The sequence below is a fragment of the Novosphingobium sp. 18050 genome (assembly GCF_902706195.1).
Taxonomy (GTDB): Bacteria; Pseudomonadota; Alphaproteobacteria; order Sphingomonadales; family Sphingomonadaceae; genus Novosphingobium.
Map to the genome: position 1 here is coordinate 223,318 of NZ_CACSJO010000001.1, position 14,972 is coordinate 238,289.

Annotated in this window: 14 protein-coding genes; 3 read left to right on the forward strand and 11 right to left on the reverse strand. The window is 64.7% G+C overall.

Going from position 1 to position 14,972, the window contains the following annotated elements; genetic code table 11:
* Positions 1-23: 23 nt before the first annotated feature.
* On the reverse strand, positions 24-746 hold the full coding sequence (locus tag GVL61_RS01260; RefSeq protein WP_304621347.1) for an MBL fold metallo-hydrolase: 723 nt from the start codon (positions 744-746) through the stop codon (positions 24-26).
* 41 nt (positions 747-787) lie between these two features.
* Entirely contained in the window at positions 788-1,438 is a 651-nt protein-coding gene (locus tag GVL61_RS01265; protein ID WP_159976026.1) for a S24 family peptidase, read from the reverse strand.
* A gap of 99 nt (positions 1,439-1,537) precedes the next feature.
* On the opposite strand from GVL61_RS01265, the gene GVL61_RS01270 reads away from it, so the two are divergent.
* A complete protein-coding gene (locus tag GVL61_RS01270) occupies positions 1,538-1,738 on the forward strand; it encodes a hypothetical protein (protein WP_159976029.1) in 201 nt (66 codons plus the stop codon).
* A complete protein-coding gene (locus tag GVL61_RS01275; protein WP_235037485.1) occupies positions 1,728-2,123 on the forward strand; it encodes a hypothetical protein in 396 nt (131 codons plus the stop codon). The genes GVL61_RS01270 and GVL61_RS01275 overlap by 11 nt, the downstream gene beginning before the upstream one ends.
* Before the next feature lie 108 nt (positions 2,124-2,231).
* Here the strand turns inward: GVL61_RS01275 and GVL61_RS01280 are convergent, their stop codons facing one another.
* The 6 genes from GVL61_RS01280 to GVL61_RS01305 all read right to left on the reverse strand — a co-directional run bounded on the left by GVL61_RS01280 (position 2,232) and on the right by GVL61_RS01305 (position 10,105).
* Positions 2,232-3,905, reverse strand: coding sequence for an acetolactate synthase large subunit (locus GVL61_RS01280; RefSeq protein WP_159976031.1), 1,674 nt, complete (start codon positions 3,903-3,905; stop codon positions 2,232-2,234).
* A 178-nt stretch (positions 3,906-4,083) separates the two neighbouring features.
* A complete protein-coding gene (locus GVL61_RS01285) occupies positions 4,084-5,022 on the reverse strand; it encodes a D-2-hydroxyacid dehydrogenase (protein WP_159976034.1) in 939 nt (312 codons plus the stop codon).
* A gap of 110 nt (positions 5,023-5,132) precedes the next feature.
* Complete coding sequence (gene cysS, locus GVL61_RS01290) at positions 5,133-6,584, reverse strand: cysteine--tRNA ligase (RefSeq protein WP_159976037.1); 1,452 nt, start codon at positions 6,582-6,584, stop codon at positions 5,133-5,135.
* A gap of 50 nt (positions 6,585-6,634) precedes the next feature.
* Complete coding sequence (cobT, locus tag GVL61_RS01295; RefSeq protein WP_159976040.1) at positions 6,635-8,449, reverse strand: cobaltochelatase subunit CobT; 1,815 nt, start codon at positions 8,447-8,449, stop codon at positions 6,635-6,637.
* Positions 8,450-8,618: 169 nt separating this feature from the next.
* Positions 8,619-9,269, reverse strand: a complete 651-nt coding sequence (gene fsa, locus GVL61_RS01300; protein ID WP_043975260.1) for a fructose-6-phosphate aldolase — start codon at positions 9,267-9,269, stop codon at positions 8,619-8,621.
* A gap of 86 nt (positions 9,270-9,355) precedes the next feature.
* The gene (locus GVL61_RS01305; protein ID WP_235037486.1) at positions 9,356-10,105 is read right to left on the reverse strand and encodes a DUF4197 domain-containing protein; all 750 of its coding nucleotides are present in this window, start codon (positions 10,103-10,105) and stop codon (positions 9,356-9,358) included.
* 48 nt (positions 10,106-10,153) lie between these two features.
* On the opposite strand from GVL61_RS01305, the gene GVL61_RS01310 reads away from it, so the two are divergent.
* Positions 10,154-12,319 (forward strand): primosomal protein N', encoded by a 2,166-nt coding sequence (locus GVL61_RS01310; RefSeq protein ID WP_159976042.1) that lies wholly within the window; start codon positions 10,154-10,156, stop codon positions 12,317-12,319.
* On the opposite strand, the gene GVL61_RS01315 is transcribed toward GVL61_RS01310, so the two are convergent.
* Genes GVL61_RS01315 through GVL61_RS01325 form a run of 3 tightly spaced genes read right to left on the reverse strand, consistent with a single transcriptional unit; the run spans position 12,316 to position 14,746 of the window.
* On the reverse strand, positions 12,316-13,218 hold the full coding sequence (locus tag GVL61_RS01315) for a CPBP family intramembrane glutamic endopeptidase (protein ID WP_159976045.1): 903 nt from the start codon (positions 13,216-13,218) through the stop codon (positions 12,316-12,318). The two genes, GVL61_RS01310 and GVL61_RS01315, sit on opposite strands and share 4 nt — an antisense overlap.
* Positions 13,215-14,270 carry a bifunctional transcriptional activator/DNA repair enzyme AdaA gene (locus GVL61_RS01320; protein ID WP_235037487.1) on the reverse strand — a complete coding sequence of 352 codons (1,056 nt, stop codon included), beginning with the start codon at positions 14,268-14,270 and terminating at the stop codon, positions 13,215-13,217. The genes GVL61_RS01315 and GVL61_RS01320 overlap by 4 nt, the downstream gene beginning before the upstream one ends.
* Positions 14,267-14,746, reverse strand: a complete 480-nt coding sequence (locus GVL61_RS01325; protein WP_159976051.1) for a DUF1203 domain-containing protein — start codon at positions 14,744-14,746, stop codon at positions 14,267-14,269. The genes GVL61_RS01320 and GVL61_RS01325 overlap by 4 nt, the downstream gene beginning before the upstream one ends.
* Between the last annotated feature and the right edge of the window lie 226 nt (positions 14,747-14,972).

Here is a 14,972-nt window from a genome sequence, read left to right on the forward strand (position 1 = left end):
CCGGAAGTCCGGGATGACGCATCTTATCCGTAAAGGCCCTGCCCCGGCCGACGCCCATCGAGTGCATCGTCGCTGACATAAGGATTCGTCCGGCGTTCCTGTCCGAATGTACTGACGGGCCCATGCCCAGGCACGAAGGTCACATCGTCGCCCAGCGGCCAGAGCTTCTGCGTGATCGAATCGACAAGATCATCGAGGTTCCCGCGCGGGAAGTCCCAGCGGCCGATACCGCCCTGGAACAAAACGTCGCCGACCATCGCAAAACGGCTCGGCCCGTGGTGGAATACAACGTGCCCCGGCGTGTGCCCGGGACAGTGGACGACGTCGAGCTCCAGTTCGCCGACGGTCACCTTGTCGCCATCCTCCAGCCAGCGGTCGGGCTCGAAGGTAAAGGCCTCCATGTTCCAGCGCGGACCGTCGTCGCTAAGCTGTGCGATCCAGAAGCGGTCCTCCTCGTGCGGTCCTTCGATCGGAACGCCGAGTTCCTTGGCAAGCACACCCGCCTGGCCACAGTGATCGAGATGGCCATGAGTAACGAGAATCTTCTCGATCGTGACGCCGGTCTTCTCGATCGCCTGCTTCAGCTTTGGCAGGTCGCCGCCCGGATCGACAAGCGCGCCGCGCATCGTGGCCGTGCACCACAGGAGCGAGCAGTTCTGCTGCAGCGGGGTCACGGGGATGATGCCCACCCGCATCGCTTGCCGGGCGGGGGCCTGCTTGACGGCAGTGTCGGTGTTTTCGGTCATGCTCGCAAAAATGGCCGCACTACCGCCCGATTGCAACCGGCCTAGATTCGTCCGCCCTTCCACACCACCCGGCCGATGATTTCCACGTCCTGCGGCACACATTCGACCGGCGGGTAGGCAGCGTTATCGCTGATCAGCACGATAACCCCGGAACGAGCGGTATCGAGCCGCTTGACCAGCAGGCCGTCGCCCAGCCGCACGACATGGATTCCGTCGCGGCGGGGCCGCAGCGTCCGATCGACCAGAATTTCGTCGCCGTCACGCAAAGTCGGCTCCATCGAATCGCCGCTCACGACGATGGTCGACAGGTTGCCGGGCTGCAGCCCCATCGTGCGCAGCCAGCGATTCGAAAACCGGATGGTATCGAACACCGTCTCGCCATCCGCGAGGGAGCCCGGCCCAGCCGAGGCGCCGATGGCCAGACGCGGAACGTCGGCCCATTCGGATTTCTTCGGCACAGCCGCAACGGCGTAGGAATTTTCCTTCACCCTGCCCAGCTCATCTTCACCGACTCCGAAGAAACGCGCGAGCATTCCCCGGTCCTGCTCTTCCAACCGGCGGGGGCTACCTTTCCGTACAAATTGCTGAAGATAGCTCGGATTTTTCCCCAGCATTTGCGAAAGCCGCGTCAAGCTGACCCGGCGTTCGTCAGCCAGTTCCAGCAAGCGGCGGCGGGCAGGATCAATTTCCATCTTGTAACTATAATCGTAGGAAATTTCCTAGACAAGTAGGATTTCAGCTGGAACATAATGTGAACATAGAGTCGAATCCTACAGAAAGGACCTGCCAGGATGCTCCTGCGCAAGATCGAGCGCTTCCTGCGCAAGACACAAATGCCTTGGACCAAATTCGGGCGCCTTGCCGCCCAAGACCCGCGGTTCGTGGCAGATCTGCGCAATGGCCGGCTGCCCCGCGAACAGACCGCCGCGCGCGTCGAGCAGTTCATGAACACCTATCACACCGGATCGATCGAGGACCGCCATGCCCTGTAATACCCTTCGCACCCCCTCCCCCCACGACCTGCGCCAGGACGACGAATCGCCCGTTGCACCGGCACGCCCCCAGCGCGGCCCATGGCTGCGCCTGCTCGCGGAAATGCTGCAGCTGGCCGGCGGCTCAGCGCAGTTCCTGCTGCACACCGAAAAGGCGTGGTCGAGCGCGACGTTCACCGGATCGCGGCACGTTATCGTTCTGGAATTTAATGGTGTGGAAGGAATCTTGCACGGCGAGGCATACGTTGCCGCCCTGCCCGAGCACGAGTTCACCATCGTCGGCCAGCTCGTAGCGGACGCTGCGGTGATCGCGGTGGAACACCACCTCGCCCCGCATCCGCGCATGACCGTAGAGGCGCAGCTGCTACTCCTCGAAGACTGCTGAAAAGGCCGCACGATCAGGCGCAGCGGCGTCAGGCCCGAAGCACGAAAAAAAGGCCCGTCATCCCTTCACGGGATGACGAGCCTTGTTGTTGCAGCCGATCCCGTAGCCTCAGAGGGCCCGCGACATTTCCTTGATCTCGGTGTTGAGGATGCTGTCGTTCTCGGAATAATCGACCGGGCAGTCGATGATGTGCACGCCCGGCGTATCCCGGCAATGGGCGAGCAGTTCCTTCAAGTGCCCCGAGCTTTCCACGCGGTAACCGTTGGCGCCATAAGCCTCAGCATACTTGACGAAATCAGGATTGCCGTAAGACAAGCCAAAATCGGCAAAGCCCATGTTCGCCTGCTTCCAGCGGATCATGCCGTAGGCATTGTCGTTCAGGATCAGCACCGTCAGGTCGAGACCGAGGCGCACCGCCGTCTCCACTTCCTGGCTGTTCATCATGAAGCCGCCGTCTCCGCAGACCGCCAGCACCTTGCGCCCCGGATAGACCATCGCGCTCGCCATGGCGGAGGGCAGCCCTGCTCCCATCGTCGCCAGCGCATTGTCGAGCAGGACCGTGTTACGGCCCCGCGCCGAGTAGCCGCGCGCGAACCAGATCTTGTAGATCCCGTTGTCGAGACAGATGATCGCATCGTCGGGCAGCGCGCCGCGCACTTGCTCGACCGCGTGGGGCGGGAAGATCGGAAAACGCTCGTCAGCGGCCAGCTTCGCGGTGTGCTCCACCTCGGCCTGGCGATAGCGCAGCATCGCATCGAAATTCCATTTTTCCGACGGGGTGATGGCTTCCTTGAGCTGCCACATGGCGTTGGCGATATCGCCGATCACCTCGATATGCGGGAAGTACACCGGATCGACCTCAGCCGTCTTGGTCGAGACGTGGATGACGGTGCGGTCATCCCTCGACCCGTCGTTGGTCATGAAGAACGGCGGCTTTTCGATCACGTCGTGTCCGATGTTGACGATGCAGTCGGCATCTTCGATCGCGCGGTGCACGAAATCGCCCGAGGACAGCGCCGCGCAGCCGAGGAACCTGGGGTGACGTTCGTCGATCACGCCCTTGCCCAGCTGCGTGGTGAGGAACGGGATGCCGGTCTTCTCGACGAATTCGCCCAGCATCTTGCTGGTCATCTTGCGGTTGGCACCCGCACCGATCACTAGCACCGGCCGCTTCGCCTTCTGCAGCGCATCGACCGCCTGCACGATCGACTTCACGTCCGCCGTGGGGCGACGCACAATCGAGCGCGGCACCGGACGCGAATCGGTGTGCTCGTCGGCGATATCCTCCGGCAGTTCGATGTGGGTGGCGCCGGGCTTTTCTTCCTCGGCAATGCGGAACGCCTCACGCACGCGGCTCGGGATGTTGTCAGACGACGCCATCTGGTGCGCATACTTCGTGATCGGCTGCATCATCGAAACCACGTCGAGGATCTGGAAGCGGCCCTGCTTGGACTTCTTGATCGGCTTCTGGCCGGTGATCATCAACATCGGCATGCCGCCCAGCGTCGCATAGGCGGCCGCCGTCACGAAGTTCGTCGCGCCCGGCCCCAGGGTCGAGAGGCAGACGCCCGCCTTGCCGGTGTGCCGTCCATACGTCGCCGCCATGAAACCGGCGCCCTGCTCGTGCCGGGTCAGGATCAGCTTGATCTGCTTGGAGCGCGAAAGCGAATCGAGAAAATCGAGGTTTTCCTCGCCCGGAACACCGAAGATGTATTCGACACCTTCCTGCTCCAGACATTCGATAAACAAGTCCGATGCCTTGCGCTTGTCGCTCTCAGCCATGATCCGCTTTCCCCACATTTCGTTGCCGGCCTATACAGTGCGGCCGGTTGCTCCCGAGGCTGATACGCGATTTGCCCCGGGCCTCTCCCTGATGAATTCGATAGCCTCCTGACAAAACTAATAGGAACAGGCGCGCGCGTACACCCGAAGAATGCCCCCCGGGATCAGTATTGCTGCCTCAGTAGCCTTGCGAAAGGTCGACCTGATGTTCGAGCGCCTCACCACGACAATAGCGCTCGAGATTGCCAAGGAACCGCGCTGTCCCCCGCGCCAGCAGTGCATCCTGCGAGCGGCCCGACAGGTGCATCGAGATGTGCACGTTCTCACGCCTCCACAGCGGATGGTCGGACGGAAGCGGCTCGGGCGTTGTGACGTCGAGGAATGCGCCGCCCAGATGCCCCGAATCGATCGCCGCCAGCAGCGCATCCTGATCGAGGACCGTGCCGCGTGCGAAGTTGAGCAGGCTCGCCCCCGGCTTCATCGCGGCGAACTGGCCTGCGCCGAACATGCCGGTGGTCTCTGGCGTGGAGGGCACGATCAGGATCACCCAGTCGAACCGACCCAGCGCGCCCTGCCATTCGTCCTGGCCAAGGTCAGCCGGACCGGGCCGCCGCCGCGCACTCGTAACCTTGGCCCCGAACACACGAAGCATCTCGGCGATGCGCGAGCCGATCTCGCCCGCGCCGATCACCAGCACTTCGGCATCCAGCAGTTCGCGCTTGCCGGGAGGCTCCATCAGCCATTCATGCCGGTCCTGCGCCCGCACGACTTCACGCCAGCCCTTGGCCATCGTCAGCATGCCCATGACCGCATATTCGGAAACCGTCTGGGCGTGAATGCCCGCACCATTGGTGAGCGCCGTCCCGCGCTCACGGAAGATCGCCAGCGGCAGCCAATCCACGCCGGAGGACATGGCGTTGTACCACTTCAGGCCATCCATAAGAGCAATCGCCTCGGCAGCGACGGGCGGTTTTATCATGTCGAGCCACGCCACTTCCGCGCGCGGCGCCAGAGCCATGAGTTCATCGGTATCGTTGAACCACAAAGGCTCGACACCCTCAGGCAGCTTGCCCTCGAGTAAGGGGCGCGAAAGGGCGTTGAGAACGGCGACGGTCATGGGCAGCTCCGCTGAACGGCAAAGGCCCAAACTTGGCGTGGTAACCGGCTGTTACAAGAGCGTCTTTCGCATCAAGCCTGCCGTCCCGCGCATCGCCGCGCCGGGGATCTTTAGCCCAGCTTCCACTCCCAGCCGAGCGGATCGCCGTCCATGGCATCGACGCCCCTGGCAGCAAGTTCGTCGCGCAGAACATCGGAGGTCGCGAAATCTTTCTCGGCGCGGGCCTGCTTGCGGCGCGCCAGCACGTCCTCGATCTCTGCTTCGGTGATCTCAGCCGTGTTGGGACGCAGGCGCAGGTCGGCGCGCGAAGTGCCGAACAGGTCGAGGCCCAGCACCGCGTCCATCGCCTCGACTGCGGCGCGCTTGGCCGACGGATCGACCTTCTTGGCGGCAAGCACTTCCTCCAGCGCGGTGAGCGCGATGGCAGTGTTCAGGTCCTCGCCAATCGCCTTCTCGAAAGTTTCGAGCATCGGCGCAAGCTTCGGATGAGCAGCATCGCCAGCTTCCACGCCCGCAAGACGCTCGGCCACGATGATCATGCGCTTGAGCCGCACGAGCGCGGCGGCAAGGCCTTCCCAGCTGAATTCCAGCTCGCTGCGGTAATGCGCCTGAAGGCACATCATGCGGTAGCCGAGGGGGTGATAACCCTCGTCGATCAACAGCTGCAATCGCAGGAATTCGCCCGACGACTTGCTCATCTTACCTGAGCGTTCGACAAGAAAATTGTTGTGCATCCACACCTTGGCTCCCGAATTTGCGGGAACGTCGAGGCCATTGGTGCAGCAGAACGCCTGGTTCTGGGCGATCTCGTTGGGGTGGTGGATTTCGCGGTGATCGATGCCGCCGGTGTGGATATCGAATGGGAAGCCAAGCAGGTCGCCGCTCATCACCGAGCATTCGAGGTGCCAACCGGGAGCGCCGGGGCCCCAGGGCGAATCCCACTCCATCTGGCGCTTCTCACCCGCAGGGGTCTTGCGCCAGATCGCGAAGTCGGCTGCGTTGCGCTTGCCGTCGACAGCCTCGATGCGACCCTCGCCCTCGTCCGTCACCGCGCGCGCAAGGCGGCCGTAGTCGGCGACGGTCGAGACGTCGAAGTAAAGACCACTTTCTATTTCATAACAGTGGCTTGGCGCGATCTTCTCGGCGAACTCGATCATTTGAGGTACGTAATCGGTGGCGATCGACCACTTCGCAGGCTGCCGGATATTGAGCGCGGCGATGTCGGCCCAGTAGGCCTGCGTGTAGTGCGCGGCGATATCCCAGATCGACTCCGCAGCCACGCGCGCCATTTTCTCCATCTTGTCCTCGCCGGCATCGGCGTCGTCGGTCAGGTGGCCGACGTCGGTGATGTTGATGACGTGGGTTAGCTTGTAGCCCTTGTGGCTCAGCGTCCGCCCCAGCACGTCGGCAAAGACGTAGGCGCGCATGTTCCCGATGTGGGGATAGTTGTAGACCGTTGGCCCGCAGGTGTAGACGCGCGCCTCGCCCTGATGGACGGGCTTGAACGGCTCAAGCTGGCGGGTCAGGCTGTTGAACAGCGTCAGGTTGGATGCGTCGGTCATAGGCGTTGGCGCATAAGCGGCGAAGCGGCGCAGTCAAGCCGCGCCGCCGCTCACTCCTCCTCGAACAGTCCGGCCAGCTGTTCGATCATCGTACCGCCGAGCTGTTCGGCATCCATGATCGTCACGGCGCGGCGGTAGTAGCGGGTCACGTCGTGGCCGATGCCGATGGCCACCAGTTGCACCGGCGACTTCGATTCGATCCATTCGATCACCCGGCGCAGGTGCGCTTCAAGGTAGCCGGCGGAGTTCACCGAGAGGGTGGAATCGTCCACCGGCGCACCGTCGGAGATGACCATCAGGATGCGGCGGTCCTCATGCCGGGCAAGCATCCGGCTATGCGCCCACAGCAGCGCTTCGCCGTCGATGTTTTCCTTCAGCAGGCCTTCGCGCATCATCAGGCCAAGGTTCTTCTTGGCCCGGCGCCACGGCTCGTCGGCCTTCTTGTAGATGATGTGGCGAAGGTCGTTGAGGCGGCCCGGATGCGCGGGCTTGCCGCTGGCCAGCCACGCTTCGCGGCCCTGTCCGCCCTTCCAGGCGCGGGTGGTAAAGCCGAGGATCTCTACCTTGACGCCGCAGCGCTCCAGCGTGCGCGCGAGTACATCGGCGCTGATCGCGGCAATCGAGATCGGACGCCCGCGCATCGAGCCGGAATTGTCGAGCAGCAGGGTGACGACGGTGTCCTTGAACTCGACGTCGCGCTCGACCTTGTAGGACAGCGACTGCCCCGGCGAGACGACCACGCGGGCCAGCCTTGCCGCGTCGATCAGGCCTTCCTCCTGATCGAAGTCCCACGAGCGGTTCTGCTGCGCCATCAGGCGGCGCTGCAGGCGGTTCGCAAGGCGCGTCACCACGCCCTGCAGGCCCTTGAGCTGCGCATCGAGATAGGCGCGCAGGCGCGTCAGTTCTTCCTCGTCGCACAGGTCGGAAGCGCCGACGACTTCGTCGAATGCCTCGGTGAAGACCTTGTAGTCGAAGCTGTCGGGGATGTCGGTCCAGGGACGGTTGGGACGCACGGGGAGCATCCCCTCGTCGCCTTCCTGGCCCTCGTCGCCTTCGTCCATGTCGTCGGACGTCTCGCCTTCCGATTCGCTTTCGCCTTCATCCTCGCCGGAGGAGGGTTCGGCGGCCATTTCGGCGGGGTTCTGGTCCTGACCCTGCTCGCCGCCGTCTTCCTGTTCCTCGGTCTCCTCGTCGCCGTCCATGTCGTCGGCATCGTTGGGTTCCTGCGGAACTTCCTCGGAACGGGTCAGTTCGAGGTGCTGGAGCATGTCGAGCGAGAGCGACTGGAACGCCTTCTGGTCCTCCAGCGAATTGGCCAGCGCATCGAAGTCCTTGCCGGCCTTCTGCTCTATCCACTTACGGACCATGTCCACGCCGGGGACGGCGACCTCGGGGATCGGTTGGCCGGTCAGCTTTTCGCGGAGCAGCAGCGCCAGCGCGGCCGGGATCGGCACCGCGTCAGGCGTATCGGCGCGGGAAATCGGGTCCGATGCGATGCGCGCCATCAGCGCGGCGTCGAGGTTATCGGCCATGCCCGCGTAGGCATTGGCGCCAAGCGCCTCGTAGCGCACGGCCTCGACCGCGTCGTAGGCAGCGCGGGCCGAAGGCTCGGACGGGGCCTTGCGCATGTGCAGCTTGTCGTCGTGGTGACGCAGTTTCAGCGCGAAGCTGTCAGCATAGCCGCGGGCCTGCATGGCGGCGGCGCGGGGCAGGCTGCGGCCCGGCATCGGCACGCGAAAGGTGGTGCCGGTGGAACTGGGCGCGTCGGCCGTCCAGTTGACCTCTACCTCCGTATCCTGCGCAATGGCGCGGGAGGCGCCGGTGAGGACGGACTTGAAGCGGTCTGCGGGAGATTCGTCGGACATGCACCCCAGCTAGCGCATGACGGCGCGCGGCTCAAATGAGCGATGTGTCAGGGCCGCGGTAATTCGCCGGGGACCGTGCACAATCTGGCACTCACCCGTCACCCAGAAACAAGTTCGGGGTGACGGGGCGCTATGGTGCCGGATAGGTTGAATATCCGGCGTATCAGGATCAGATCGACTGGCCGGTCTTGGCCCAGTCGGCCATGAAGCCTTCGATGCCCTTGTCGGTCAGGATGTGCTTGAACAAACCCTTGATGACGGCCGGCGGCGCAGTCATCACGTCGGCACCGATCTTGGCGCACTGCAGGACGTGAACGCCGTGGCGGATCGAGGCGGCCAGGATCTGCGTCTCGTAGGCGTAGTTGTCGTAGATCAGGCGGATGTCGCTGATCAGATCGATGCCGTCGAAGCCGTTGTCGTCGTGGCGGCCGATAAAGGGCGAGATGAACGTCGCGCCGGCCTTGGCGGCGAGCAGCGCCTGGTTGGCCGAAAAGCACAGCGTCACGTTGACCATGGTGCCTTCGCCGGTGAGCGCCTTGCAGGTCTTGAGGCCGTCGATGGTGAGCGGCACCTTGATGCAGACGTTGTCGGCGATCTTGCGCAGCACTTCGGCCTCGCGCATCATACCGGCATGGTCGAGCGCGACGACTTCGGCGCTGACCGGGCCATCGACGATGCCGCAGATTTCGCGCGTCACTTCCATGAAGTCACGGCCCGACTTGGCGATGATCGAGGGGTTGGTGGTCACGCCGTCGAGCAGGCCGGTGTCGGCAAGCTCCTTAATGTCGGCGATATCGGCGGTGTCGACGAAGAACTTCATGGTGCGTTGTCCTATAGGGGCAGCGATTCTGGCCGCCCCTATAGGGAAAGGCTGGCGCCGGGGCCAGTGCCGTCGCGCCGGGGCGCCTACAGCAGCCTTAGCGCCGCGATCAGCACCGGATCGTTGGTTGCAGCCGGGTTGGCGCGGATTTCACCTTCCTGCGCGCCGATCTCGTACCAGATGGCATTGTCCGCCCCGAGCGCGAGAGCATGGGCGGCGTCCGTGATGTTCACCCCGGTGAGCGCCGTAAGTGCCTGAGAAAGAATCGGATCGTCCGCCACGCTCATCACCCGGCCCAGCTCGGGGATCATCGCATTGACCAGCGAAGGGCCCATGGACTGGCGCAGATAAGTGGTCGCCGCGGTACTGCCGCCGCGCAGCAGCGCCAGCGCATCGCTGACGGTCAGCCTGCGCACCGCATCGTTGACCAGCGGCGCGGCGATGCGGGCGCCGTCCTCGGCGATGTTGTTCAGTTCATGCTGCAACTTCTCACGGAACAGCGGCGATTTCAGAATTTTCGCGGCCACCGAACCTGAGCGTCCGAACAGCACCGGCATGTCGATTCGGGCCACGGCGCTGTCCCAGAAACCGTCGGGCTGGGTCAGCCGCGCAAAGGCGCGCTGGCTGGAAAGCGTGAGCAAACGCTGGATAACGTCCGTGGTGCTGGGCCTGCCCATCGTTGCGCAGCCCGGCAGCGCCAGCAGCGCACCCGTTGCCAGAATACCCGCAACCACGGACCGGCGGCTTACGCCCTGCGCCATGCCGGCGGGGGTCATCAGAATCTCGATAAAATCGTCTTCCGGCATTCCATCCACGCCCGATCCCCAATTGCGCATCTTCCACTCCTTCACGAGCCAATCCGCCAGTGCCTATATGAGCACCAGATGAAACGTGTCCGACTCCTTGTCTTCAACGCCGCTCTCGGTGTCCTCGACTATCGCGTACCGGAAGGGATGACGATAGAATTCGGATCGATCGTCGTCGCGCCGCTCGGACCGCGGCAGGTGCTGGGCATCGTCTGGGAGCCTGAACGCCTCAGCGGCAAGGAAGTGCCTGAATCGAAACTGCGACCTTTGCTGGAGGTCATGCCCGCCCCGCCCATCCCCGACCGGCTGCGGCGGTTGATTGAGTGGACGGCGGACTATTACTGCGCACCGCTGTCCTCGGTCGCCCGCATGGCGCTCGGCAGCATGGCGGCGCTGCGCGGCGGCGGAACCACGACCGAATACCGGCTGACGGGCACCGAACCGGCACGCCTCACGCCCCAGCGGGCCGCCGCGCTCGACGCCCTGCAGCATGAGCAGGCCTCGATCCGCGAACTGGCGGAACTGGCCAGCGTGTCCGAAGGCGTGCTGCGCGGGATGGTCGGCGCGGGGCTGCTGGAGCCGGTGGTGGTGGACCTCGACCGGCCTTACCCCGCTGCCCGCCCGGAATTCGCGGTGCCCCAGCTCAACGATGAACAGCGCGCGGCCGCCGACATTTTCGTCAGCGCCGTCACGGCGCGTAAATTCGCCCCCTTCCTGCTCGACGGAGTCACCGGATCGGGCAAGACCGAATGCTATTTCGAAGGTGTGGCCGAGGCGATCCGCGAAGGCCGCCAAGTGCTGGTGCTGCTGCCCGAGATCGCGCTGACCGAAAATTTCCTGCGCCGGTTCGAACACCGATTCGGCGTGCAGCCGGTGCTCTGGCACTCCTCGCTCAAGTCCAGCGAACGGCGACGCGCGTGGCGCGCGGTCGTCCAGGGTAGCGCTCAGGTCGTTGTAGGTGCGCGCTCGGCGCTGTTCCTGCCTTATGCGAACCTGGGCCTGATCGTGGTCGACGAGGCCCACGAAATCTCGTTCAAGCAGGACGACGGGGTGCGCTACAACGCCCGCGATGTAGCGGTGATGCGCGCAAAGTTCGAGAAGATTCCGGTCGTCCTCGCCAGCGCCACCCCCGCGCTCGAATCGATGCAGCTGGCCGAGGCGGGGGTGTACCGCAAGATCGACCTTGCCGGGCGCTACGGCGGCGCGCAGCTGCCGGACATCCAGATTCTCGACCTGCGCGCCGAAGTGCCCGAACGCGGCCGCTGGCTCGCGCCCCGGCTGGTCGAGGCGATGAAGGACCGGCTGGCCAAGGGCGAACAGTCGCTGCTGTTCCTCAACCGGCGCGGCTATGCTCCGCTGACGCTGTGCCGCCACTGCGGCTTCCGCTTCCAGTGCCCCAACTGCACGGCCTGGCTGGTGGAGCATCGCTTTTCCAAGCGGCTGGCCTGCCACCACTGCGGCCATGAAGTGCCCGTGCCTGAGGCCTGCCCCGAATGCAGCACCGGTGACTGCCTCGTCGCCTGTGGTCCCGGCGTGGAGCGCATCGCCGACGAAGTGGCGGAAATCCTGCCCGAGGCGCGCACCGCGCTGGTGACCTCGGACACGATGAACACGCCCGAGGCGATCGGCGATTTCGTTGCCATGGCGGAAGGGCGCGCGATCGACATCATCATCGGCACCCAGCTCGTCACCAAGGGCTACCACTTTCCCGAACTGACGCTGGTGGGCGTGGTCGACGCCGATCTCGGCCTCGAAGGCGGGGATTTGCGGGCGGCGGAGCGCACCTATCAGCAGGTCGCGCAGGTTGCCGGGCGTGCCGGGCGCGGGGCGAAACCGGGCGAAGTGCTGATCCAGACCCGCCACCCCGAAGCCTCGGTGATACAAGCCCTCGCCAATGGCGACCGCGATGCCTTCTACGCCGCCGAGACCGAGGCCCGCCGCGATGCAGGCGCGCCGCCGTTCGGGCGCTGGGCGGCGATCATCGTCAGCAGTGAGGATCAGTCCGAAGCGCTCTCCGCAGCCCGAGCCATCGGAGGCACTGCGCCCAACCTGCCGGACATGCTGGTGCTGGGCCCGGCGCCCGCCCCCCTGTCGCTGCTGCGCGGACGCCACCGCTTCCGCCTGCTCATCAACGCGCGGCGCTCGGCAGAATTGCAGAAGACATTGCGCGAATGGCTCGAGCCGCTCGAATTCCCGCGCGGGGTGCGGGTGAATATCGACATCGACCCTTATTCGTTCGTCTAGGCCGGGGTTCTCTTCCAGCGCGACGGCAGAAACCGGCCCTGGCGATAGGCGTGGATCAACAGAACGACGCCCGCGCTGCTCGCCACGACCAGCGCCACGGCCGAAGCCTCCAGCCCGAAGGCGCCGCCGGTGAGCCATTCCGGCCCGGTAAGCCGAGTTTCCAGCAGGCCGACGGGAGGCTTTCCGCCAGATACGGGGATCGAAAAAACCCATCCCTGGGTGAAATTCCAGGCCATATGGAGGCCGATCGGCGCCCATAACCTGCGCGTCACCAGATAGGCTGAGCCCAGCAGGATGCCCGCCTCGCAGGCGATGGCGAACGCGGCGAACAGGCTCGCGCCCGGATTCGTCAGATGCGCCAGACCGAAGAACGCCGAAGTCGCCGCAAGGGCCGCCCATGTCCCGAACATCGCTTCGATCTGGCGCTGAATGACACCGCGAAACAACGCTTCCTCGACCATCCCGCTAAAGAACGCGATCCCGAGCCAGGCCCACAGATCACCGATACCGCGCAGCCCCGTCACCGAAAACCCGCCGAGCAGGGCCACTATGCCGGTTATCAGGGCGAACAGGGCTGCCCCTCCCAAAGCTCCGACAGCCATTTCGCGCACCGCGCGCCCAGGCCGTGCAGGCTCGCGCGGCACCCGCTCCACCCAGCGGCGAAAAGCAAAGTAGGCGAGAAGGCTGCAAGCGCCGGTCACAAGGCCGCTCAGTGCCGCAAATATGGATGCACCGCCCGGCAAAAGAAGCTTGAGTACAATGGCAGGCAGAGTTGCCCCCACGGCCACGATGAAGACGCCAAGCGGCAACAGCGCCAAGGGATGCGCCATGAACCGGCGCAGGCGTCCCGGCGGCGCTTTATCCGCGGCGTCCAGTAGGCTGGCCTCGGTTGTCGTCATTCCCCTGCCTGTTCGCGCCGCAGCAATTCGCGTTTGATCGCCTCGCCGTATGCATAACCGCCGACTGTGCCGTCGGAACGGACGACCCGGTGGCAGGGGATCAGCACCGCCACGTTGTTCGCCCCGTTGGCCGAACCTGCCGCGCGCACCGCGCCGGGCTTGCCGATGGCGGCAGCGATCTGGGCGTAAGTGCGCGTTTCGCCCAGGGGGATGTGCTGCAATTCGCGCCACACCGCTTCCTGAAAAGCCGTGCCCTGCACATCGAGCGGGATGATCCGGGAATCGCCCGGCTTCTCCACCGCGCCGACAACATCCGCCAGCAGGGCCGCGAAACCATCGCCTCCCTCGATCAATTCTGCCTTGGGGAAGCGCGCGGCCAGATCCTCGCGCCCTTCCGCGAAGGACAGACGGCATACGCCTTTGTCGGTAGCAGCGACCAGCATTTCGCCAAGGCTTGTGGGCACCACCGACCAGCGGATCACTGCACCGCTGCCGCCGTCACGCCATGCGGACGGCGTCATGCCCATCCTCACCCGGCTCGCCTCGTAGAAACGCGAAGGCGCGCCGTAGCCTGCTTCATAGATTGCCTCGGTAACGCTAATGCCTTCACTAAGCGCCTCCCCTGCCCGCTCGGCCCGGCGCGCGCGCAGGTATTCGGCCGGAGAAAGCCCAACGGCGCGTTTGAACACGCGCTGAAAATGGGTGGGACTATAGCCTACCTCGTCCGCCAACTGCGCCAGCGACGGCGCCTGTCCGACATCGGCCAGAGCGCCAAGCGCCCGCGCCACCGCTTCCTCGTCCCGCGCAAGATCGCCGGGCCGGCAGCGCAGACAGGCACGCAAACCTGCCCCTTCCGCCTGCTCCGGGTCATGAAAGAAGCGCACGTTCTCCCGCCGGGGATGCCGGGCCGAACAGGACGGGCGGCAATATATACCTGTCGACAGCACGCCGGTGACGAAGCGGCCGTCGAAAGCGCGGTCGCGGGCGAGCACGGCCTGCCACGCCCGCTCGTCGCTTACGCTTTCGCCAACCTCGATACGTTCGGGCTTCACAGTCCGTCTCCATGGCGCTCGATGCGCGCCGCGAAGCATCCATAGGCCGCATTGTGGGCATGGATGCAAGCGACCTCGGGTATCGCCAGCAAGGCACGGATGGCATCGTCCGCCTGCTCCGGTTCGGCAAGACTCGCCGCATGCAGCATGCCCTCCGCATCGAACCCGCGCAGCGACAATGGCCTTTCCGCGAAGACCGGCGGCAGGCAATCGACGAAAGCCGGCGCCTGCTCCGCGTTCTCCCGGATATATATCGCATAGGCGCTGCGGCACGGATTGGTGACGTCGTGACTGATGAAGTTCAGCAGGATCAGGCCCTCCCCCTCCTTTGCATCGTCCAGACTGACGCGGCAGGGAAAGCCGCGATCCGCGTCGGCAAAAACCCGTTTCGCACCCATGCGCCCAAGTTCTTCTGCGGTCTTGCCGTAATACTGCGCGAAGGCGCCGCGCGGCAGGCCGGCGATTCGATAGGCCATTGGAAAATCTCCTCTACGAATTCACGACGCTCATTGCACCGCCCGGATTCCAGAGGCTTCCCGCCTGTTGCTTTTAAACCGGAGACCTGTCGTTTGTCCCCAGCGACCAAGGGGCACCTTGCATCATGACAGTATCGTCGCTATGCGCGCCCCGTCTGCGGGCTGGGGGAGCACGCTGTTGCTATGCGCCCCCAAGTGGCCCGCCCACTCGATGTAAGGATAGGAC